The organism is Ralstonia sp. 25mfcol4.1, assembly GCF_900104095.1.
Lineage (GTDB): Bacteria > Pseudomonadota > Gammaproteobacteria > Burkholderiales > Burkholderiaceae > Cupriavidus.
Genome location: NZ_FNJO01000023.1, coordinates 41,292 through 62,750, shown reverse-complemented (window position 1 = coordinate 62,750; position 21,459 = coordinate 41,292). Strand labels below are relative to the sequence as shown.

Below are 21,459 nucleotides of genomic sequence, written 5' to 3'. Positions count from 1 at the left end.
TGTTGACCTGGTTGACGATGATCCGCGCCGATCCGCCGGGCAGCAGGTTCGGATTGCCGTTGATGTAGCCCGCCTGCTGGGTGTTGGTGATGACCGGCGAGTTGTTCAGGATCGCGCCGCCCTTGTTGACGTCGAACTGGGAGTAGTGGTTGGTGGACACCCCCGCCCCGGACGGGCGCGTGATGTTGACCTGCGGCAGCCCATTCGGCGTGTTGATCACCGTGGGACGATTGGCGCCGGCATTCGGGTCGGCCACGATCTGGGCGCCGGCCACCATTGGCAGCCCCATGCAGGCCCAGACGGCCAGCTTGACCGCCGGCACCCCGAGCCATGCCACCCCGGGCGGCGCATGCCGCGCGCTGCCGCTCCGACCGCGCGGCTTGCCGCCTGCATGGCCCGAAGCCGTCTCCGCCACGGCCATCACCATGGCGCGTGTCCGGTTGAAAACAATGCGATAACAATGCCGATTCATCGTGACCCGTGGCTCCGGCATGGACGCGGCTTCCTGCGCCTATGCCCTGCGAACCCCGGACCTTCATGACCCGAAAATCTGCCTACCGCATGCGACGCCGCTTGTAACCGGATGTAAAAATTCAAAAACGGCCCGCAGGGTAAACCATGAGTGGAAGTGATGAATACCCCCCTTCCTGCCTACGCGCTTTGCATTTCCGATCACATATCGGTTACGCCCGCAAGCCCGCCGCCCGGAATGCCGCGCCGGTCAAGGGAGAAAGGGAAACGACCCCGCAGAATGGCCAGAATCGAATACCGGAAGTGCCTGATATAAGACTTTTTTAATTCTGATTTCGGTGATGTGCCGGGACAACGGAGTGCAACGATCTTGCGACAGGCGTACCCGTTTCTGCGGACGCGGAAACGCTGTATCCCAGTGGAGGGCGGGGTGAGGCAAGCGTGAGGCCAGGCTCGCTGGGCCAGCCTGCGTGGCCGTCCCGCCCCATTCGTCCGCCTGGCCGGCAGGGACGAATGGAGCGCGGGAGGGAGGGGGCTGGTGCTTCGGGCTTATTCGGGCTGGATGTTGGCGGCCTTGATGATGCGGCCCCACTTGTCTGATTCCTGGGTCTGGAACTTGGCCAGCTCGGCCGGCGTGCTGGTAAATACTTCGGTGCCGGTCGACTTGTAGAAGTTCGATGCCGTATCGCTCTTCGCGGCCTTGACCAGCATCTGGTTCAGCTTCGTGACCACTGCGGGCGGCGTGCCGGCCGGGGCATAGGCGGCGAACCAGTAGCTCATCTCGTAGCCCTTCACGCCGGCTTCGTCGATGGTGGGCACGTCCGGCGCCAGCGGCGAGCGGGCCTTGCCCGACACGCCCAGCGCGCGCAGCTTGCCCGTCTTGACCTGCGGCAGGCCGGTGGCGGTGTCCGTGATCATCATCTGGATCTGGTTGCCCAGCAGGTCGGTGATGGCCAGCGGATTGCTCTTGTACGGTACGTGCAGCAACTGGACATGGGCCATCTGCTGGAACAGCTCCCCGGCGATGCGCGACGACGAACTGCCGCTGCCGAAGCTGAGCTTGCCCGGTTCCTTCCTGGCCAGCGCGATGAACTCGCCGACCGTCTTGGCCGGCACCTGCGGGTTCACGACCATGATCTGGCCGCCGCGGCCCAGCGCCGACAGCGGCGCATAGTCCTTCACCGGGTCATAGGGCAGCTTCTTGAACAGATGCTCGTTGGCGGCGTGGGTAGTGTTGGTGGTGATCAGCACCGTGTAGCCGTCCGGCGCGGCCTTGGCCACGTCTGAGGCGGCAATGAAACCGTTCGCGCCGGGCTTGTTGTCCACCACGACGGTGGCCTTGCTGTCCACCGTCATGGCCTGTCCGATGGCCCGCGCAAGCTGGTCGGTGGCGCTGCCGGCCGCAAACGGCACGACAAAGCGGATCGGCTTGTCCGGGAACTCCGCCCATGCGCTGCCAGCGGGCAAGGCCAGGCACGCGAACGTGGCGATAGCGGCGGCAAGGGCCTGCGGCCTGCGAATTCCGTACATCTGTGTCTCCTCGAATCGTTTTGACATATGGGACGGCTCGGCACTCATGCGGCGCCGCCGGCGAGCCGCGGCGGCAAGGGGATCGGCAAACCCAGCAGCAGAAAGGCCAGCGCCTTGCCGTGGGTATCGAGATTCAGTGCATCGTTGACGCCGCCGTCCAGCACGCCGTCTATCACGAAGTTCATGGCCTGGATGGACGGCACGACGTGCCGCTTCACGGCCCGGGGCTGGCGCGCGGCGAACAGCGCGCGCACGGCGTCTTCGGTGACATGGGCCACCAGGTGGTCGAAATCGCGCGCGTCGTAGGCAATCACGCTGATGTTGGAACGGTCGCCCTTGTCGCCGGTACGGCCATGGGCGAACTGGTAGAGCGGCGCTTGCTGGGTTGCGGTCATGGCGGGCTCCGGTCAGGCAGTCACGAACGAATGGGACGCGGCCACTGCCTGGCGCGGCACCAGACACGACGTGGCGTTCAGCCGCGTGCGCAGCGCGGTGCGCACGCCGCCACCGCCGGCCGGGCCGCAGGTATAGAGCGCGTTCACCTCGCGCAGCAGCGCCTGCGCCACGGCCTTGTCCTCGTGCGCCAGCGCAGCGCGCATGCGCACGTCGCGGGCTTCGGCCTCGCCGGGCTGGGGCGCGGCCAGCATGGTGCCGGCATCGTCGCCGAACACGCTCAGCACGCCGATCAGGTCGAAGCGGATCGACACATCGAACCCCAGCCCCAGCATGCGCTTGCGAACGATGTCGGCAGCCAGGCGCGCCCGGGCGGCGGCATTGGGGCCGGCGTAGGAAATCTCGCCCTCGGCAAACCAGCCGCCCAGGTGAAACAGGTTGGCCTTCAGTTCCGCCGGCCGCGCATGGCCGCGGATATTGCGCACGGCCACGCGATCGGGGCCGATCTGCTCGACGGTGACCTGGCCGATATCGGCCACCACGTCGGGCGTCAGGTAGGCGCACGGGTCGTGCACTTCGTACAGCAGTTGTTCCTTGACCGTCCGCAGGTCCACGCAGCCGCCCGTGTTGGCCGCCTTGAAGACCTCGATGCCGCCGTCGGCGTCGAGCCGGGCAATCGGGAAGCCCACGTCGTGGACGTCGGGCACATCCTTCATGCCGGGGTCGGCAAAGTAGCCGCCGCTGACCTGCGCGCCGCATTCCAGCAGATGGCCGGCCATGGTGGCGGCGGCCAGGCGGGTCCAGTCGTCCCAGGCCCAGCCGAAATGGGCCATCGCCGGCCCCACGGCCAATGCGGGGTCGGCCACGCGGCCGCATACCACCACCTGCGCGCCGTCGCGCAGCGCGTCGGCAATGCCCTGGGCGCCGATATAGGCGTTGGCGCAGACAAAGCGCGCTTCGGGAAACGCGTCGCCGACGATGCCGCGCAGCATGGCGCGGCCGGCGTCATGCGACAGGTCGTCGCCCTCCACCACCGCCACGCGCGGCGCGGCCAGGCCCAGTTCGGCAGCCAGCGCCAGGATGCGGCGGGCGGCGGCACGCGGATTCGCGGCGCCGAAATTGCCGATGATCGGGATGCGGTTGGCCAGGCAAAGGCCCAGCACGGGCGTCAGCAGGTGGTCCAGCAGCGGCTCGTAGCCGTGCTCGGGGTTATCGCGGCGCGCCAGTTGCGCCAACGCCAGCGTGCGCTCGGCCAGCGTTTCAAAAATCAGCGCCGCCGGACCGCCGGCGGCAATCAGCGTACGCACCACCGGCAGGGCGGCGTCGGTACGGTCGCCGGAGAATCCGGCCCCGGACCCGATCAGCAGGGGAGCAGTCATGGGCGTTGGCAACGTCTGGAGGAATGACTCTTCGGCAATGGGTGCTGGTCAGACTGACCACGGTGGCCGGTTGGCAGCGGTCTCATTCTAGGGCCGGGTTCTGCCACGCGAAAACGGATTATTTGGATTAATCTATCGACTTCCTGGATGAATCCGCCACACTATCCCGCCATGCTGTCGAATCTCTCGGTCAAGCACCTGCGTGCCTTCGTGGCGCTGGCCACGCATCGAAATTTCACCCGGGCGGCGCAGGCCTGCCACCTGTCGCAATCGGCCTTCAGCACGCTGATCCAGACGCTGGAAGACCAGGCCGGCAGCCGGCTGTTCGAGCGCACCACGCGCCACGTGGACCTCAGTGCCGACGGCAAGCGGTTCGAGGAGGTGGCGCGCCGCCTGCTGGCCGATTTCGAGAGCGCGTTCGAAGACCTGCGCGACCACGCGGAACGCCGCAAGGGGCGCGTGGCCATTGCCGCGCTGCCTTCGCTGGCGGGCGGTGACCTGCCGCCGCTGCTGGCGGACTTTCATCGGCGCTATCCGGGCATCTCGCTGGAACTGTACGACCAGCTGGCCGACGGCTGCATCGACATGGTCCGGCGCGGGCAGGCCGACTTCGCGCTGGCGCCCGCCCCGGCGCAGGACGCCGACCTGCGTGTGGAATCGCTGGTCCACGACAGCTTCCACCTGGTGTGCCCTGCCGACCATCCGCTGGCCACCAGGCGGCGCATCGCCCCCCAGGCGCTGGCCGGACTGCCGTTCATCCAGCTGTCGCGGACCAGCAGCGTGCGGCAGCACCTGGACGCCGCCATGCATCCGCTGAAGCTGCACGGCGTGATGGAGGTGGAGCACCTGGCCACGGTGGCCGCGCTGGTCGAGGCGGGCCTGGGCGTATCGGTGGTGCCAGCGCTGGCGCTGTTCCAGTTCCGGCGCGCGGGCCTGGCCATCCGGCCGATGCAGATGCCCGCGCTTGTGCGCGAAATCTGCCTGGTGCGGCTCAGGGAGCGAAGCGATTCGGCCGCCTCGGCGGCCATGATCGATTGCCTGCGCGCGCACTATGGCGCGGGCAAGCCGGTCTGAATCGTCCGGGAGACCGGCAGGTTGACGCAGTCAGAAATGACCGAGGTAGCCGCCATCGACGGCCAGCACCTGGCCGGTGACGTACGACGCCGCAGGCGAGGCCAGGAAGACCACGGCGCCCGCCACCTCGGCAGGCTGGCCCCAGCGGCCCAGCGACGTGCGATTGCGCAGCCATTCCGCCACGGTTTCATCGTCCACCATGGCCTGGTTCGGCTCGGTGGCAAAGTAGCCGGGGGCCACGGCGTTGACGGTGATGCCGTGCCGGCCCAGGTCCGCGGCCATCGCACGCGTGAGCGCGTCGAGGCCGCCCTTGGTGGCGGGGTACAGCACGTCGTTGGCGCGCGCCACCTGCCCGGCAATCGACGTCACGTTGACGATGCGGCCGTACTGCCCCTGCTGCATCAGCCGTGCGGCGTGCCGGCACAGCGCGTAGGGCGCCACGAGGTTGGTATCGAGCATCGCCCGCAGGTCGTCGGCATCCAGGTGCGCCATGCTGTTGCGATTGCGCGCGCCGGCATTGTTGACCAGGATGTCGAGCCGGCCATGCCGGGACGCGATGTCTTCGAAGGCCCGCGCAACGGCGGCGGCGTCGGTGATGTCCAGCACGAGCGCTTCGGCCGTGGCGCCCTGTGCCTGCAGTTGCGAGACGGCATCGGCCACGCGCTGCGCGTTGCGCGCGCAGACCAGCACATGCGCGCCGGCATCGGCCAGCGCACCGGCCATCGCCAGGCCAAGGCCCTGCGCGCCGCCCGTGACCAGGGCCACGCGTCCGGCCAGCGAGAAAGGATGAGCTGCGGTAGAAGTCGCCATGGCGGCAACTATACCGCAGCCCCCGGTCGCATTGGCGGCCTGCGGGGCGGGTGAAAGCCGGTCAGCGGATCAGCTTGCCGGTCGACGAAACGATCGACATTTCCACGAACGACGACCCCGTATGGCGCGCGGGGCTGTAGCTGATCAGGATGCCGCCCAGGTCGTAATCGCGCAGGCCTTCCAGCGCGGCAACCAGCTTTTCGCGCGTGGGCTCGGGGCCGGCACGGCGCAGCCCTTCTACCAGCACCTTGGCCGACATGAAGCCCTCCATGCCCGCGTTGCTGGGCTCCAGCTTCTGGGCCTTGGCCAGGCCGCGATATTCGCTGGCAATGCTCATCTGGCTCGAATTCATGCCCGGCACCACCTGGGTGATGATCAGGCCCTTGCCATCGTCGCCCAGCTCCTTGATGAACGAATCGGCCGCGTTGTTGGACAGCGTGACGAACTGCGCCTGGCTGCCGGCCTTCTTCATCTCGCGGATGATCCGCGCGGCCTCCGAGCCGGAGCCGATCACCATCACGGCCTGCGGGTTGGCCTTGTTGACGCTGGCCACGCCCTGGCTGATGTCGCCCATGGGACGGTTGAACGAGGCCGCGCCCGCCGGCTGCACGCCACGCGCCTGCAACGCCGTGTTGAAGCCTTCGAAGACGTCCTGCCCGAAGCCGTCGTTGGCGTAGAAAATGGCGATGCGGCTCATGCCGGACGTCGCCAGGTGGTTGATGGCGCGGGCCACTTCGTCCTGGTACTTGGCGCGGACGTTGAACACGTAGCGGTTCACTGGCCGGTGCAGCGTGATGGCCCCCGTCAGCGGCGCGATCAGCGGCACCTTCTCGGCCCCGATGATCGGCAGGATGCTCTCGTTCTGCGGCGTGCCGCGCACCATGAACAGCGCGAACACCTTGTCCTCGCCGATCAGCTTGCGCACGTTGTCGGGCGTGCGCTTGGCGTCGAATCCATCGTCGTAGGTCAGCAGTTCGATGCGCCGGCCGGCCACGCCGCCATTGGCGTTGACGTGGTTCAGGTACACCTGGGCACCCGCGATCTGTTCCTTGACCGACCCGGCCACGGGTCCGCTGACACCGGCCGACTGGCCGATCCGGATGGCTGACTTGGTGATGCCGGGTTCCGCATGCGCCGCCATGGACGTGACAAACCCGAGCGTGACGGCAAGCATGCCGCACGCGATGTATCGTGCGTTCCTCATTGTTGACCCCTCCTGAAGCTGCTGGCTTGAATAGTTGTGTGCCGCTGCCCGCCGCGCGGCCGGACGCATCGTCACGATGCACCACATGGCGGCATGGCGCAAAGTACCTCATCAGAGGTAATTGTTCAAACGCAGGGACAATCGAGGGCGGGGAACTGTTGCTGCGGCATCACACCAGGGCCTGATTGGTCCGGTGGCGGTCCGGTGTGGCCGCAGCGTGGCGCATGGGGGAACATGCGCCGGGGCGCGCCACGTGGGGCGCGCGAGAAAAGCGGGATGGCAGCCCGGCACGGCGTGGGCGGGACTGCCGGCGCACGGATCAGGGAAAGGCCGGCACCGCGGGATCGAGCCCCGCGAAACGGGCTTCGGGATGGGCCCGCTGCAGCAGCGTCTCGACTTCTTCCACGCGGCCGCGCGGCACGTCCACCATCAGCAGCAGCTTTCCGGCCTCGATGTCCTTCTCGAAGCCCCGCAGGCGGCTGTTGGGCGCCGAACTGCCGATCATGCTGGCGGCCCAGGCGCCGAACACCGCGCCCAGCACGGCGAGCACACCGACCAGGCCCCATTGCGGCGTATCGCTGACGATCGGGAACATGGCCACCACGACCCCGGCCACGATGCCGACGCCGCCGCCCACCATCAGGCCCATTTCCGCCGCGTGCACGATGTCCGAGGTCTGGAACAGGTTCGCTTCGTGCAGGCCGGTCATGTCAGCGCCATCGCGGCCGACGAAGTGGATGTGACTGTTCTCGATACGGGCCAGCAGCAGGTCGTCCATGGTACGGCGGGCGCTTGCCAGGTCCGGCAACAACCAGAAGATCCGTTTGCGCATGACTTGCCTCCTCTGTCAGGCCGCCCCGGTATTCGGGTCATCCGTCCGGGACGGTTTCGTTCGTTCTACTCTCTCCGCAGGGACTGCGCAAGGTACCGAACGGCTGACTTCCGGACGAGGTGCGCCGGAAGAATTCGGGGCGTCACCTCGCGCTGCATCATGCGGTCAGAATGTGATCGGCAGGCGCACCGTCACAGTGAGGTCGGGGGTGTCGCGGGTCAGGCCCGCACCCACCGAGAGGTTCAGCGTGTAGCGGTTGTTGAAGCGATAGGAGTAGCCCACCAGCAGCGTGCCCTGCGTAATGCGCACCGAACCCGGAACGGTCTGTCCGTTCTGCTTGGTCGGCCAGATGATGCTCTGGTCGTAGCCGATCGAGAACGAAGCGTGCTCGTTCAGCGACAGCCCCATGCCGAAGTTGAACTGGAAGATGTCGCCCGGCGCGATCTTGCCGAGGTTCTCGGTCTGGCCATTGAGCACCGTGCGGCTGACATTGTCGCGCGCGAAGTTGTGCAGGTAGCTGAAGGTGCCGAAGAACACCGCGGGGTCGGTCGGCAGCAGCCAGGTCACGCCCGGCTGGATCGCCTGGAAGCCCGTGCCGGTCGGCATGCCCAGCGGCAGCCCGGTACCCGTGGTGTTGCTCACGCAGCGGGTCACGCAGTCGGTCACCACCTCGAACGGATCGCGGCCCGTGTTCGACTTGTAGCGCAGCCAGCCGATGAAGAACGGCATCTTCTCGTTGCCGTAGTTGAGCTGGTAGCGCAGCGTCGCTTCCACGTCGCCCAGCCCGCTGCCGCTGGAATTGAACACGTTGTCCACGGCGGTGCCGGTGAACACCTCGCGGCTGACGGTGTCGCTGCTCGAATGCACGTACGGAATCTTGGCTTCGATTTCAAGCCGCTTGGTGATGCCGTAGCGGAAGGCCAGCGCGCCGACGTAGGTGGACGTCTTGACCTGGCGCACGTCCACCAGGCCGATCAGGATGGCGGGGATCACCGTGTAGCCAACCAGCGCCACGCGGTCGCTGGACGAATAGCCGTACTGGAGGCTCGGTTCGACGATGATCTTGCCGGCGGGCGTCAGCACGCCAGGCTGGTCGAAGATCGGCGCGATCTCCGGCGGACGCGTGTCGCGTTCCGGCGGCTTGCCCACGGGCTCCTCGACCCCCGCGGCCGATTCGCCAGGCTGCGCGGCCTGGCCCTGCGGCGGCGCGTCAGGCGGCGCCGCTTCCGGGGCCTGCTGGGCCTGCATGCCCTGCTGCGCCGTGTTGTTGATCTGCGTGGCGCTGGATGCGGCGCCTGCGGCGGCGGCGTTGGTCGCCATGTTGCCGCCCGTCACGCCGGTCCCCTGCCCGCCGCGCTTGCGCTGCAGCGTCTCGCTGTCGACGGTGCTGCGCAGTTCGCGGATCGTGGCCTGCTGCTCGGCCAGCGCCCGCTTCATTTCCTCCAGCTGCCTGGCCTGGTCCGCCAGTTCCTTTTGCAGGGATTCGAGCCTGGCGGCGGCGGGCGGCCCCGCATCGGGCGGCGTCTGGGCCTGGGCCATGCCACCCAACAGCAGCATCGAGCATCCGGCATAGCCGATGCCCTGCAGTGAACGCTTCTTCATGACGTCTTCCTCCCCCGGGACGGCGGGCATACAGCAGGGCCCGCACCTGTTCGTTCATCACTACACGCGACTACCTCATTGCGGCTGACCTTTGAAGAACGCTGTTCAACGCGGTGTTGGCCATTTGTGTACGGAATGCGGCCAGGGTATTCACGCTTGCGTTGAGCGTCATCAGGCTCTGGATATTCTGGTTGTTGAGATTATTCTGAATCACAGTACCGGGCATGTTCGATACCGCACCGAGGTTGGCCGTGTTGCCGGCTCCGTTCTGAATCACCGTCAGCAGCCCGTTGGTAACGACCGTGCCCGCTGCGTTGGCCACGGCCTGCTGCGCCACGCCAGCCGCCCCCGACGCCATGCCGGAGGCGCCGGTAGCCGCTGCGCTGGCCGTGCTGCTGGCTACGCCTGCCGCGCCCTGTGCGTTGGCTGCCGCGCCCTGGGCGCCGGCCACCGCGGGCTGACCGGCTTGTCCGGCGGCGGCAGCCGCCGCCTGCGCAGCGGCCACGGCTGCGCTGGCGGCACTGTTGGCCGCCGTCACCGCCACGGTCACCTGCCCCAGCGCCTGGGCCAGCTGGCCGGCCTGCGCGGCGGTGATGCTGCTGACATCGGGAATGGTGATGCTGGTGGACACCGCGAGCGCGCCGTTGACGAACACCGCGCGGTCGATGCCAAAGCCCACCTGCAGGCCCCCGGCATCGAAGCCGCCGCGGGATTCTTCAAGCCGCGCCTGCGCGACCGGCTTCCACTTGGCCATCTGCTTGCGCGCATCGGCCACCGGCGCACCGGGATCCCGCCCGGCCAGTGTCATGGCCACCGCGAGCGGATCCTCAGGGGGGTGATGCCGGGCCACGCTGGCCTTGTCTACCGGAACCACTCGCGCAGGCGCTTCGGCGACCGCTGCGGCTACTACAGGTTCTGAAACAGGTTCGGAAACGGATGCTGCCCTGGCGGCGACGCCGTTTGCGACAGTCGGCACGCCGGGTAATCCGGCCACCACGGAAGGCGGATCGGCCGCGCGCTCCGACAGCGCCGCCAGTTCGGTGGCGGCCGGCAGCGCGGTCATGTCGATCGCGGTCGGAATCGCCACGGCGGCGCTTTCCGCGACTTCGGTGTTTTCCGTGGCCAGTGCGTCGGCGCCGGCATGCGCATTGCCAGCGCAGGCCAGGCCCGCGCCAAGCAGCACGGCAGCGGTGGCTTGACCGGCTGTGCGTCTGGGCGCGTTGGAATTGCTTGTCTGGGCCATGATGTTCCTCAACTCAGAAATCAGAGGCGCCATGCTTGGGCATGACGGTGAAGAACAGATTGTCTCGGGGTACTCCCATCCAGTAAGGGCCGCTCGGCGCGACGCGCCAGTCGGCAGCCACGTTGAATCGCGCCTGCTCGGTGCGGTTGTGGATCACGAACAGCAGGCTGCTGTCCCAGATCTGTTCGAAGTGCGCGCGCTCCAGCGCGCGCGTGCCGCGCGCCGGGTCGCCGATCAGCACACGGTCGCCCTTGACGCCCTTCACGACGACGAAGTGGTGATAGCCGTTTTCGACGATCAGCACGATGGCCGGAATCTGCGCCTCCTCCAGTTTCGACAAGGGCAGTTCGTAGCCGTCGGCCTGGAAGCCGCGCGACTCCAGGAAGCGCTTCATGTCGAGCAGCGAAAAGCCCTCGGCGCGAATCTTGGCCTGGTCGCCGTTGACGTACATGTTGGCGAAGACCGTCTGCTCCGACGTCGGGACGTTGTACTGGTACGTCAGCAGCGTGGCCACTGCGGCCGAGCCGCAGCTGAAGTCGTACTGCTGGCGGATCGTGGTCCGGAAACGCGCCTCGCGCAGGCTCGTGACCGGCACGTAGTACGAGTTGCCCTGGTCGCCCGGTACGCGGATCGTGTCGGCGTGGGCGGCCGCAACGCCGCCCAGCACCGCCATCGCGCAAGCGGCCTTACACAGCAGGCTGCGCATGATCATTTGAACTGGACGTTAAGAATGGTCGCGTTCTGGATCAGTACGTTGTTGCCCGTGTTCTGGATCACGGTTGGCAAGCCCGCAGCGTTCGAGAACGATCCTTCCGACACGATATTGCTGCCGGAGAATGTGTTGATGGCCGCGTTGTCGCCAACCGTGCCATGCAGGCGCATGTCGTTGACCACCACTTCGGCGCCACCGCGCACATCGTCGAGTTTCTCGGTCGCCACGGCGGCTGCGGCCGTGCCGAATATGTTCAGTTTCGGACCTGTGGCCGGCGCTGCCGCCGACACACTGGCCACCGCGCCGGCCACTGCCGTGGCTGCGCCCGTGTCACTGCTTGCGACCGCTACGGCCGTGGCGGAAGCCTCGGCGCTGGGCGGCCCTGCATTGGCCTGCATGAATGGCCAGGCCAGTAAGGCTGTCGACAGTGTCACGACAGCTGGGCGATGCGATCGCATGGTGCGTCTCCCCTTGTGCTCCGGGACATGGCCTCCATCCGGGCCATGACTTCGGACCTGCAGGCTTTCGACATGACAGCGCAAACGCAAGCGGCGCGCCGCGCTGTCCTGTCATTCAATCCTGGCGGGCCGTGCCGCTCCGTGCGGAGCGGCACAGACCACGCTTCAGGACGGCTTACTTCCCAACTTGCATGTTGGCCTGCACATTGACGCTTTGTTGCACCAGCGATGCCATGCCGCTGTTCTGGTTGGCGATCATGATGCCCGCGGCCGACTGACCGACACTGGTCATGGCGTTGGACATGTTGAACGTGCCGGCGTCGACATAGTTGGTACCGCCAGCGCCGCCAGCGCCACCGACCGCACCGTTGCCGGTACCGCCCGTGCCGCCCTGGCCAACACCGCCGGCACCACCCACGCCGCCAGCGCCCGAGGTCGCGCCCACGGCACCGTTGCCGGCCGTGGCGCTGCCATTCGACGCGGAGGTCGATGCACCACCGTTGGTGGCACTGCCGCCCGCGCCGCCATTGCCGGCTACGCTGGTTTGCGCACCGCCGTTGCCGCCGGTACCCGAGCCAGCACCGCCCGTGGAGGCACCTGCCGTGGCCGTGCCCGCACCGCCGGCGCCGCCCGTGCCAGTCCCTGCACCGGCGCTGGCCGTTGCCGCTGCGGCGCCACCTGCTGCGCCTGCACCGCCCGTGGCCGTGCCCGTTGCGCCAGTGCCAGTGCCAGTGCCCGAGCCGGAGCCCGTACCGGTGCCGGAACCTGCGCCACCAGCGCCGGCCGTTGCCGTGCCGGTGCCCGCATTGCCTGCGCCGCGGTCATTCGACTGGTTCGATGAGCCGCTGCTGCCGCCAGCGCCCAGGCCGCCGCCCAGGCCTGCGCCCAGACCACCACCGAGGCCGGAGCCGCCGCTGGCACGGCCGGAGCCGCCATCGCCGCCCGAACCACCACGCGACCCGGAGCCTGCGCTGCCGCCGGCGCCCAGGGCAGAACCGCCACGGCCGCCAGCACCGAGGCTGGCCGACAGCGCATCGCCGCCATAACCACGGCCACCGCTGCCGTCGCCACCATAGCCGGAAGCCGCGCCGCCGTAGCCGCCAGTGCCGGCCGTCGAGCTGCCATTGCTTGCGGCACCTGCGGATGCGCTGCCGTTATTGGCTGCACCGCCGCTGCCGCCAGCGCCGCCGTTGCCGCTCGCACCGCCATTGCCGCCATTGCCGCCCGAGCCGCCTTGGCCCGTGCCGCCCGTGCCATTGCCGCCTGCGCCGCCGGTCGCACCGTTGGCGTTGCCGTGGTTCGTGGCGTAGTTGCCAATGTTGGAGATGGCATTGCCTGACACTGCACCGCTCAGCTTGCTGATGGCCAGGGCCCGGCTGCTGTTGAACGAATTGGTGAAGGTGGCGGTAGCGGTACTGCCGTTGGCAGCCGCCGCGTTACCGTAGCCGCTCATGTCCTGGTCGGTACGATTCCGCGAGTTCGTGGCGGTCGACGTCCTGGTGGACGTCCGGTTCGACGTCAGCGTTGCCGTCCTTGTGCTGGTGCTGGTGCTACGGTCGGAGTTGTCCTGAGTCGCAGTGGAATTCTCGTTGGCGGCATTTCCCGGCCCCGACTGCGTCGAGGTTGCGGTGGCGTTCTGTTCGTTTCCGCCTCCGGTGGTGTTGTTGTTCGTCGGATTCGCCCATGCAGTGCCTGCAAAAACCAGGGTAATCGCCGACGCGAGTAAAGTCTTTTTCATACGAAGCTCCCAGGAAGTTTGTACTGCGGCTCAGCCTCCGGCCGGCGCTCTCGAGAACATCGGCTGGAGGTTCAGGTCCGGCACGGTTGCCAGACCAGCCTCCCCTTGCGCATATTCAGTGCCAGCCCGCACGCACACGGCGGAATTCCGTTGAAATACAATGGCTGCCGGGCTCGCGGGAGGGAACTTTCCGGATGGATTTGCGCCCATCGGCCCGCGCGGGTCTGTGCTTGGCAGTAGACATGTCACAGGGCTGTGACACAGGTTCCGGCCGGTTGTCGGCCAACAGCCAACACTTCGCCAAAAAGCCGCCTGCATTCAATGAGTTAGCACGCACCTCCCCGCAAACCCGCATGGCCGCGCGGCGTAACGGCCATGAAACAGAAGCCCGGCAATGAATGTGTATGCCGCTTTCCGGGCTGCGGTCTTCCGGAAGTCGTCCATGCGTGGCGCATGGATGAGGATGCCGGCGCGCGTCCGCCCGGACACGGCGTGAATCGCGGGGATCAGGCAGCGTTTCTTGCGGAAGCTGGATGCTCGGTCGACAGGCGCCGTTAAATGTGTCGTAACACAGTGGCCGGGGCGCCGCAGCCGTGTTTCATGCTAGGCTCTATGTCTGATTTACAGTACATTAGTCGCGTCAACACTTGTTAGCGCATTCGCCAGGGCAAACCATGAGTGAAGCCGTCGTCCCCCTGTATCACCAGATTTACGTGGTGCTCCGCCAGCAGATCGTGGAAGGCCGTTTCGGCCAGGGTCCGCTGCCTGGCGAGATCGATCTTGCCAAGCAGTTCCATGCGTCGCGCGTGACGATGCGTCGCGTGTTCGACCGCCTGGTGCAGGAAGGCCTGGTCCGCCGGCATCGCGGCCTGGGCACCTTCGTGAACCCGCACCCGGTCAAGCCGCAGGCCGCCGAGGAACGTGTCACCAGCCTGCTCGGCACCATCATCGACATGGGCGAGAAAACGGCGGTCAAGGTCATCTCGATCGACGAAGTGCATGCCACGCCCGAAGTGGCCGAGGCACTGCAGATCCAGGTGGGCGACCCCGTCATCAAGATCGTGCGCGTGCGCCACTACAAGAGCCGGCCGCTGTCGCACATCACCACGTACCTGCCTGCCGACCTGGGCCGCCCGCTGGCACGCAAGGACCTGGAGTCCACGCCGATGCTGCGCCTGCTGGAAGCGGCCGGTGTCGAACTGGGCCGCGCGTCGCAGGTGCTGACCGCGCGCCTTGCCGATGTGGTCGTGGCACCGCTGCTCGACGTCCCCGTGGGCGGCGCGCTGCTGGCGGTGCGCCGCGTGGTGCTGGACAAGGCTGGCCGGCCGGTGCAGCTGCTGATGGGCCAGTACCGTCCTGACCGCTATGAGTACCGCATGGAACTGTCCCCCATGGGTGGCGGCGACAGCGCGAACGTGTGGGTGGAAAACGAAACCCGCACCGGCCTGCGCGACTGACTCGCGGCGCAGGGATTTCCCTGCGCCCGAAGCCTTTTCCGGGCCAGGCATTTCGGGCCATACTGCGCACTCCAGATCACACTGAGAGGAGCCTTTGTCATGCCAGTCGTTCGCCCGGGCGCGCATTATCCGGCCCGCACCTCCACCCGACCAGGCCGCCGCCGCGCGCTCGCCCTGCTGGCCCTGGCATCGATGCTGGCCGTGCCAGCAGCCCATGCGGCCATTGCCGGCGGCAAGCCGATCCGCATTCTGGTGGGCGCGCCGGCCGGCGGCACCACCGACACGCTGGCCCGCACCATCGCCCAGGAACTCTCGCAGACGCTTGACCAGCCCGTGGTGGTCGAGAACCGTCCCGGCGCCGGCGGCAACATCGCGGCCGACCTGGTGGCCAAGAGCCCGGCCGACGGCACCACGCTGCTCATGAGTTTCACCAGCCATACGATCAACGCCACGCTGTACAAGAAGCTGCCGTTCGATCCGATCGCCGATTTCACGCCGATCACGCTGGTGGCCAATGTGCCCAGCGTGCTGGTGGCCACGCCGAAGCTGCCCGCCAACAACATTCCCGAGCTGATCAGGCTGGCACGCGCAGAACCCGGCAAGCTCAATTTCGGCATCGGGTCGGTGGGCTCGTCGGTGCATCTGGCCGGCGACATGTTCAAGATGATGACGGGCACGTACATCGTCAATATTCCGTACAAGGGCACCACCCCCGCCATCACCGATCTGCTTGCCGGCCAGGTGGATCTGATGTTCGCCAGCACCATCAACGTGGCGCAGCATGTGAAGGCCGGCAAGCTCAAGGTGCTGGGCGTGACCAGCCCCGCGCCGCTACCGCAGTTTCCCGGCGTGCAGCCGATCGGCGCGACCGTGAAGGGTTTCGAATCAAGCGCCTGGTTCGGACTGTTCGGTCCGGCCAACCTGCCGCCCGAGATCACGCAGACGCTCTATCAGGCGGCACGCCACGGCCTGGAACAACCGGCCGTGAGAAAGCGCCTGGAAAACGACGGTGCCCAGCCCAGCGCCATGCCGCCCGCCGAATTCGCGAACTTCGTGAAACAGGACGTCAAACGCTGGGCCACGGTGGTGAAGTACTCCGGAGCCCAGCCGGAATGACCCTGTCCAGCGGCAACGCCGTCGACCCCCTGCAGTTGCCGGCCACGCTCGCGCAAAAACTCGTTGCGCGCGCGGCCGGCGCGGCCCATGTCACACCGGGCAGCATCGTGATGTGCAAGGTCGACCTGGCGATGTCGCACGACTCCAGCGGGCCGCGCCGCGTGGCGCCGCTGTTGCGGGAACTGGGCGCCCCGGTGTGGGATCCGTCGCGCTATGTCGTGGTCACCGACCACTACGTACCCGCGGCGGACCCCGATGCCGAGGCCATCGTTCGTTTCACGCGCGACTGGGTACGCGAGGCGGGCATCCCCAATCTCATCGACAGCCAGGGCATCTGCCATCTGGTGCTGCCAGAGCGAGGCTTCGTGCTGCCGGGCCGCTTTATCGTCGGCGGCGACAGCCACAGCCCCACCGGCGGCGCCTTTGGTGCGTACATGTTCGGCGTGGGCGCCACGGAAATGGCGGGCGTACTGGCCACGGGCGAAATCTGGCTGCGCGTGCCGCAGACCATCCGTCTGGACTGGCAAGGCAAGCTGGCCGATGGCGTCTGCGCCAAGGACATCATGCTGTTTCTGTGCGCCACGATGGGCCTGGCCGGCGGCCGCTACGAGGCCATCGAATTCACCGGCACGGCAATTACTGCCCTGCCGATGCAGGAGCGCATGACGCTCACCAACATGTGCGCCGAGCTGGGTGCGCAGACGGGATTGATCGCGCCCGATCCCACGACCATGGCGTGGCTGGCGGGAGCCGGTGTCGACGCAGCCACGCTGGCGGGCATCGACCCCCGCCAGTGGCGCAGCGATGCCGATGCGCCGATCCTGCTGACGCAGCGTTACGACGCCACGACGCTCGCGCCTTACGTGGCCGCGCCGCACAGCCCGGCCAATGGCGCGCCCGTGACGCAGGCTGCAGGCCAGGCGATCGACATCGCCTATATCGGCGCGTGTACCGGCGCCAAGCTCGAAGACCTGCGCATGGCGGCACGGGTGCTGCGCGGTCGCAAGGTGGCCGCCGGCATGTCGCTGCGCGTGGCGCCGGCATCGGCGCGCGACCAGCAACTGGCCCAGCACGAAGGCACGCTCGGCGTGCTGCTGGATGCTGGCGCGGAACTGCTGCCGAACGCGTGCAACGCCTGCGCCGGTTACGGTGCCAGCCGCTTCCCGGCCGGTAGCCGGGCGATAGCCTCGACTGCACGCAATTTCGCCGGACGCATGGGCGACGCCGGCAGCGCGGTCTGGCTGGCATCGCCGATGACCGTCGCCGCCACCGCCGTCACGGGCAAGGTCACCGACCCCCGAACGCTGCTCGCATGACCGTTGCCCCCGATTTCTCCCATCCGCCCGCAGGACGCATCTGGCGCTTCGGCGACGATGTGGATACCGACGCCATGGCGCCGGGTCTGTACATGAAGTCCGGCCTCGACGAACTGGCGCGCCATTGCCTGGAAAACCTGCGTGCGGACTTTCCCACGCATGTCCGGCCGGGCGACATCGTGGTGGCGGGCACCAATTTCGGTATGGGATCGTCGCGCGAGCAGGCCGCGCAGGCGCTCCGGCATCTGGGCGTGGCCGCAGTGCTGGCACGGTCGTTTGCGGGCCTCTTCTACCGGAATGCGATCAACATCGGCCTGCCGGTGCTGGTCTGCCATCAGGCCGATACGCTGGTCGATGCCATGCGCGTCACATTCGATCTCGACGGCGCGCACGTGCGACTGGAGGACGGCTCTCGCGTGGCATGCGATCCAGTGCCTGACTTCCTGCGCGCCCTGCTGCATGCGGGCGGCCTGGTACCTCACCTGAAAGCGCGCCTCAGCGGGCAAACGGGCCGTCCCTGAGCGGCAGATCGGCACGGGGCCATGCCGCGGGGTGCGGCAGCGTGGACGCGCACCGGGCCTCGCGCAGCAGCGTCATGGCCTCGTCGTCCGAAGTCTGGGTGAAGTCGAGATAGAACGCACCGACCGCACCGAAGCTGACGGGCGTGTTGAGGCAGACGACTTCGTCCGCGACTTCGCGCAGCGTGTCGAGTCCCTGCGCGGAACCCACCGGCACGGCGGCCACGATACGGGCCGCCCGCGCCATGCGCGCGGCATCGAGCGCGGCGCGCATCGTCGCGCCCGTCGCCACGCCATCATCGACCACGATCACGCATCGGCCCGCCATCGCCACCACAGGGCGCCCCTGGCGATAACGCTGCTGGCGGCGGCAGATCTCGCCAAGCTGCCGGCCGCGTTCGGCATCGAAAGCGCCCGATTCCACCGCTCGCTGCACCCAGGGGTCGTCGTTGATGACCGTGTGCGGGCCGTGGCCGCTGTCATCCCCCTCCACCACGGCTCCGAGCGCCAGTTCGGGGTAGCCCGGTGCGCCGATCTTGCGGACCAGCAGGATGTCCAGCTTGCCCTCGACGGCCAGCGCCACCTCGTGCGCGACAGGCACGCCGCCACGCGGCAATGCCAGCACCAGCGGCGGATCGCCGTCGGCGCGACGCGCGTAGCCAAGTTCGACCAGACGGCGGCCAAGATACTGGCCTGCCTCACGGCGGTCGGCAAAGCAGGGCGGCAGACTCATGGCGGGCTCCCGCATCAGGTAGCGTGAAAGTGAATAACCGCTTACGAATGCTTGCGGCGCGCGTTCCACAGCCACTATAGACCCGGGCGCGCCGGCGGCGGGGGATTTTCTCTGTCGGTGTTGCGGCGAGCCGGCCGCGCGGTTTGTTGCGCATGCGCCGCTATCAGGGCGATAGGCGCAGGCGATTGATCCTCGAACTGAAACAGTCTTTTCAGCGGCTGCCCGATGATCTCGTCACGATCGTTCCGTAGGATTGCTGCGTGGCGACAAATTCCGCCCGACGACACAATCCCGTGCAACGCGCCGGCCCCCCGGCCCGCCGCCCTAGACTGAGTGAGCGTTATCGTGAACCCGCAACACACCTCCCGCCCTGACGACGTGACCGATCGCCCCGAGGCCGATTTCGACATCCCGTTTGGTTCGCTGGAAGCGGCCGCCATGGCCGAACTGCCCTACACGTTCCGCCCGACGGGCACGTGCACGCGCTACTACCAGGAATACTTCGGCTGAGGCAGGGCCGGCCCTGCGCCGGCAATGAGGCAAGGCCGCAGCAAGGCGGCCGCCCAGGCTTCAGTAGGTCTTGTACGGCAGGAACTTCCCGGACATCTCGATGCGCACCCGGTCCCCGTTGGGATCGGCCTCGCGCTGCAGGTCCATCCGGAAATCGATGGCGCTCATGATGCCGTCGCCGAATTCCTCGTTGATCAAGGCCTTGAACGTGGTGCCGTACACGCTGATCAGTTCATAGAACCGGTAGATCAGCGGGTCAGTGGGTACTTGCGTCGGCAGAGATCCTTTGTAGGGAACGGTTCGCAGCCACGGCTCTGCCTCGGCGGGCAGGTCGAAGATATCCATCACGGCGCGGGCGCCCGCCTCGTCGAAGGTCATCTGCCCCAGGCAGGCGGCCGTCGTCCATTCCTTGCTTTTGCCCACGCGGTCGGCCACCTGGGCCCACGAGATGCCGCGCGTTACCTTGGCTTCGATGATGAGGTCGGTCACGTCCTGGCGATTCATGTCGGTTGCTCCGGTTTGGTGTGGATGGTGTTTCCCGGAGAACCTGCGTGCCGGCGCGGCTAGGGCGACTGCGTGCGCTCGATGACCGCTACGGCATCGGCCGCGCCATCGTCGAACCGCGCCCGTGCGAACTGGGGCACGGTAAGCGGGCTCAGCCCTTCAAGTGCCTGCAGAACCAGCACGATGAACATGACCGGCATGACGTCCTCCCTCCGGGAATACGGCAAACAGACTCGCGCAAGCTTCGTGCCATCGCTCCGGCACGCACTTTGGGATGTTCGACGGGTTGCGATGACGCATCGTGGGGCGTTCGACATCGCGCCGCCACACCGATAGCCAGTTCGCGCACCGCCAAGGGGAACCGGCAAGTGGCCCGGCATGCCCGAAGCGTACCCGTTTCTGCGAAGAACGTCGCGGACGCCGCTTGCGATGACAGGAGCAGCGCGGGCGGGGAAGGCGCCTCGAAAACGGACTCGACATCGGCCGGCGAGCGCCCCAGACATCGCCGAATCTTTGCAGGACTCATTTCCGATGTAACGCCACATTACCTGCCGCTGACCCGTCAGACATCTTTACGACGCCTACGTCACATTCCTGCAAACCCTTGCGCAGCAAGGCTTCGCGGGTAACGTCGGAGCGCGCGGAAAGCCCTCGCCGGGCAGGGCCGCATGTGAGACAGCCTTACAAGTGCAACCGGGTTGGCGCAGTGCGCGCCGCTAGAGTGAAGCCGTGTTCAACGCGAACCGGATACGGAGTCCCTCTCATGAAACGCGCAATCGCCCTGGCCATCCTGCTGACCACCACCAGCGCCCTGCTGTCGGCGTGCATCGTGGTGCCGCCGCGTGGCCCGCACTACCACCACGACTACTACCGCGGCGGTCGCTACTGAGCGAATCGCGCCTGACGATCGACCGCCTGCTTCCCTAATTTCCGGCGCCCACGCCTCAAGGAGATCCACATGAAACGCCAGATCCTGCTTGCTGCCACCGTCCTTGCCACGGGTGGCGTCTTTGGACTGCTGTCGCCTGCCGCGCAGGCCCACGGGTACTACAACAACCCGCCCCCCGCCCCGCGCCACGAGGTGCGCCCGGCACCGCGCCCCGGCCAGGTCTGGGTGCCGGGACACTATGACCGGGCCAGCAACGGGTATGCGTGGCGTGGCGGCTACTGGCAGTCGGCGCGACCCGGCCAGCGTTATGTGCCCGACCGCTGGGTGCATGGCCCGCACGGCTGGTACAAGCGTCCCGGCTACTGGGGACGCTGATGTCCGGCAACGCCGGGTAAGTCAGCGCACGCTCGTGCTCGGCCGTTGATGCCACGGGCAATCCGGCAGCCAAGTGTGCGGCACCAAGACAGCGAAGCGGGCCGGACCCACGGGCATGGGGTCCGGCCCGCGACGCTTTCAGGGGCGTGTCGAAGCATCCGCCACCGGGCGGTTGAAGGCCGGGAGACCGCATCGGTACAACGCGATTTTCTTTCGTGCCGAGGCACGATCCGCGCTTCATCCTTTTGCACTAGTCCGCCGGAATCCCCACGAAAGTCGCAGCCGAAAATACTGACATCCGGAACATTTTCGAAGGGTTTCAGCAATGCGCCACCAAACACCATTTCCGTTAATGCCACACCCCCCAAGCGGGTGAGTTTTTGATATTCGCCGCGCCATTTTCATTCCAATCGGTTGCATGCGTGAAACAACCGCGAGGCACGCTGTATCAATCGTGAAACCCCTATGGCGGGGCCTGCCGGATGGCTTTGCAAATACTTCTCCAGCCAAATGCACGATGCCGGCAATGGATTATGAGGTGGAGCAGATTACATCCCCACATCAACCACAACCCATGCGCTTGCATTCGTACCAA

At 67.2% G+C, this 21,459-nt stretch carries 23 protein-coding genes; 8 read left to right on the top strand and 15 right to left on the bottom strand.

The genetic code is table 11. The features are described 5' to 3' along the window. The 4 genes from BLQ58_RS27030 to BLQ58_RS27015 all read right to left on the bottom strand — a co-directional run. Window positions 1–427 (bottom strand): filamentous hemagglutinin N-terminal domain-containing protein (locus tag BLQ58_RS27030; RefSeq protein ID WP_254776200.1); only part of this gene is annotated, 427 nt, incomplete at its 3' end. Window positions 428–1,020: 593 nt separating this feature from the next. After that, window positions 1,021–2,001, bottom strand: a complete 981-nt coding sequence (locus BLQ58_RS27025; RefSeq protein ID WP_029050763.1) for a Bug family tripartite tricarboxylate transporter substrate binding protein — start codon at window positions 1,999–2,001, stop codon at window positions 1,021–1,023. Between the two features lie 44 nt (window positions 2,002–2,045). Next, window positions 2,046–2,396, bottom strand: a complete 351-nt coding sequence (locus tag BLQ58_RS27020; protein WP_029050764.1) for an AtuA-related protein — start codon at window positions 2,394–2,396, stop codon at window positions 2,046–2,048. Between the two features lie 12 nt (window positions 2,397–2,408). Then, entirely contained in the window at window positions 2,409–3,773 is a 1,365-nt protein-coding gene (locus BLQ58_RS27015) for an acyclic terpene utilization AtuA family protein (RefSeq protein ID WP_029050765.1), read from the bottom strand. A 171-nt stretch (window positions 3,774–3,944) separates the two neighbouring features. Here BLQ58_RS27015 and BLQ58_RS27010 point away from each other — a divergent pair, with 171 nt between their 5' ends. Next, window positions 3,945–4,847 (top strand): LysR family transcriptional regulator, encoded by a 903-nt coding sequence (locus BLQ58_RS27010; RefSeq protein WP_029050766.1) that lies wholly within the window; start codon window positions 3,945–3,947, stop codon window positions 4,845–4,847. A gap of 30 nt (window positions 4,848–4,877) precedes the next feature. On the opposite strand, the gene BLQ58_RS27005 is transcribed toward BLQ58_RS27010, so the two are convergent. The 8 genes from BLQ58_RS27005 to BLQ58_RS26965 form a co-directional block, all read right to left on the bottom strand. Further along, window positions 4,878–5,657, bottom strand: a complete 780-nt coding sequence (locus BLQ58_RS27005; RefSeq protein ID WP_029050767.1) for an SDR family oxidoreductase — start codon at window positions 5,655–5,657, stop codon at window positions 4,878–4,880. A gap of 61 nt (window positions 5,658–5,718) precedes the next feature. Continuing rightward, window positions 5,719–6,861, bottom strand: a complete 1,143-nt coding sequence (locus tag BLQ58_RS27000; protein WP_049815805.1) for an ABC transporter substrate-binding protein — start codon at window positions 6,859–6,861, stop codon at window positions 5,719–5,721. Between the two features lie 319 nt (window positions 6,862–7,180). After that, window positions 7,181–7,693: a hypothetical protein gene (locus BLQ58_RS26995; protein WP_029050769.1), complete on the bottom strand. Its 513-nt coding sequence runs from the start codon at window positions 7,691–7,693 to the stop codon at window positions 7,181–7,183. 165 nt (window positions 7,694–7,858) lie between these two features. Beyond that, entirely contained in the window at window positions 7,859–9,295 is a 1,437-nt protein-coding gene (locus BLQ58_RS26990; RefSeq protein WP_029050770.1) for an acetate kinase, read from the bottom strand. A gap of 70 nt (window positions 9,296–9,365) precedes the next feature. Further along, window positions 9,366–10,538 (bottom strand): hypothetical protein, encoded by a 1,173-nt coding sequence (locus BLQ58_RS28975; RefSeq protein ID WP_029050771.1) that lies wholly within the window; start codon window positions 10,536–10,538, stop codon window positions 9,366–9,368. Window positions 10,539–10,551: 13 nt separating this feature from the next. After that, a complete protein-coding gene (locus BLQ58_RS26975) occupies window positions 10,552–11,250 on the bottom strand; it encodes a C39 family peptidase (RefSeq protein WP_029050772.1) in 699 nt (232 codons plus the stop codon). Then, entirely contained in the window at window positions 11,247–11,708 is a 462-nt protein-coding gene (locus tag BLQ58_RS26970; RefSeq protein WP_029050773.1) for a hypothetical protein, read from the bottom strand. Before BLQ58_RS26970 ends, BLQ58_RS26975 begins: the two co-directional genes overlap by 4 nt. Window positions 11,709–11,883: 175 nt before the next feature. Beyond that, window positions 11,884–13,161: a hypothetical protein gene (locus BLQ58_RS26965; RefSeq protein ID WP_254776198.1), complete on the bottom strand. Its 1,278-nt coding sequence runs from the start codon at window positions 13,159–13,161 to the stop codon at window positions 11,884–11,886. A 959-nt stretch (window positions 13,162–14,120) separates the two neighbouring features. Between BLQ58_RS26965 and BLQ58_RS26960 the strand changes: the two genes are divergently transcribed. The 4 genes from BLQ58_RS26960 to BLQ58_RS26945 all read left to right on the top strand — a co-directional run bounded on the left by BLQ58_RS26960 (window position 14,121) and on the right by BLQ58_RS26945 (window position 17,856). Further along, window positions 14,121–14,903: a GntR family transcriptional regulator gene (locus BLQ58_RS26960; RefSeq protein WP_029050775.1), complete on the top strand. Its 783-nt coding sequence runs from the start codon at window positions 14,121–14,123 to the stop codon at window positions 14,901–14,903. A gap of 99 nt (window positions 14,904–15,002) precedes the next feature. Further along, window positions 15,003–16,019, top strand: coding sequence for a tripartite tricarboxylate transporter substrate binding protein (locus tag BLQ58_RS26955; RefSeq protein WP_029050776.1), 1,017 nt, complete (start codon window positions 15,003–15,005; stop codon window positions 16,017–16,019). Further along, entirely contained in the window at window positions 16,016–17,335 is a 1,320-nt protein-coding gene (locus BLQ58_RS26950) for a 3-isopropylmalate dehydratase large subunit (RefSeq protein ID WP_092603428.1), read from the top strand. Before BLQ58_RS26955 ends, BLQ58_RS26950 begins: the two co-directional genes overlap by 4 nt. Continuing rightward, complete coding sequence (locus BLQ58_RS26945) at window positions 17,332–17,856, top strand: LeuD/DmdB family oxidoreductase small subunit (RefSeq protein ID WP_029050778.1); 525 nt, start codon at window positions 17,332–17,334, stop codon at window positions 17,854–17,856. Before BLQ58_RS26950 ends, BLQ58_RS26945 begins: the two co-directional genes overlap by 4 nt. Here the strand turns inward: BLQ58_RS26945 and BLQ58_RS26940 are convergent. Further along, on the bottom strand, window positions 17,831–18,586 hold the full coding sequence (locus tag BLQ58_RS26940; protein WP_029050779.1) for a phosphoribosyltransferase: 756 nt from the start codon (window positions 18,584–18,586) through the stop codon (window positions 17,831–17,833). The genes BLQ58_RS26945 and BLQ58_RS26940 overlap by 26 nt on opposite strands. Before the next feature lie 345 nt (window positions 18,587–18,931). On the opposite strand from BLQ58_RS26940, the gene BLQ58_RS29275 reads away from it, so the two are divergent. Continuing rightward, on the top strand, window positions 18,932–19,096 hold the full coding sequence (locus BLQ58_RS29275; protein ID WP_175460022.1) for a hypothetical protein: 165 nt from the start codon (window positions 18,932–18,934) through the stop codon (window positions 19,094–19,096). A gap of 60 nt (window positions 19,097–19,156) precedes the next feature. On the opposite strand, the gene cynS is transcribed toward BLQ58_RS29275, so the two are convergent. Further along, complete coding sequence (gene cynS / locus BLQ58_RS26935) at window positions 19,157–19,600, bottom strand: cyanase (protein WP_029050780.1); 444 nt, start codon at window positions 19,598–19,600, stop codon at window positions 19,157–19,159. Between the two features lie 59 nt (window positions 19,601–19,659). After that, a complete protein-coding gene (locus BLQ58_RS29270; protein ID WP_153948684.1) occupies window positions 19,660–19,800 on the bottom strand; it encodes a hypothetical protein in 141 nt (46 codons plus the stop codon). A 563-nt stretch (window positions 19,801–20,363) separates the two neighbouring features. Between BLQ58_RS29270 and BLQ58_RS29715 the strand changes: the two genes are divergently transcribed. Together BLQ58_RS29715 and BLQ58_RS26930 are read left to right on the top strand one after the other, a co-directional pair. After that, entirely contained in the window at window positions 20,364–20,489 is a 126-nt protein-coding gene (locus BLQ58_RS29715; protein ID WP_029050781.1) for a hypothetical protein, read from the top strand. A gap of 69 nt (window positions 20,490–20,558) precedes the next feature. Beyond that, window positions 20,559–20,864 (top strand): YXWGXW repeat-containing protein, encoded by a 306-nt coding sequence (locus BLQ58_RS26930; protein WP_029050782.1) that lies wholly within the window; start codon window positions 20,559–20,561, stop codon window positions 20,862–20,864. The last annotated feature ends 595 nt before the right edge of the window (window positions 20,865–21,459 follow it).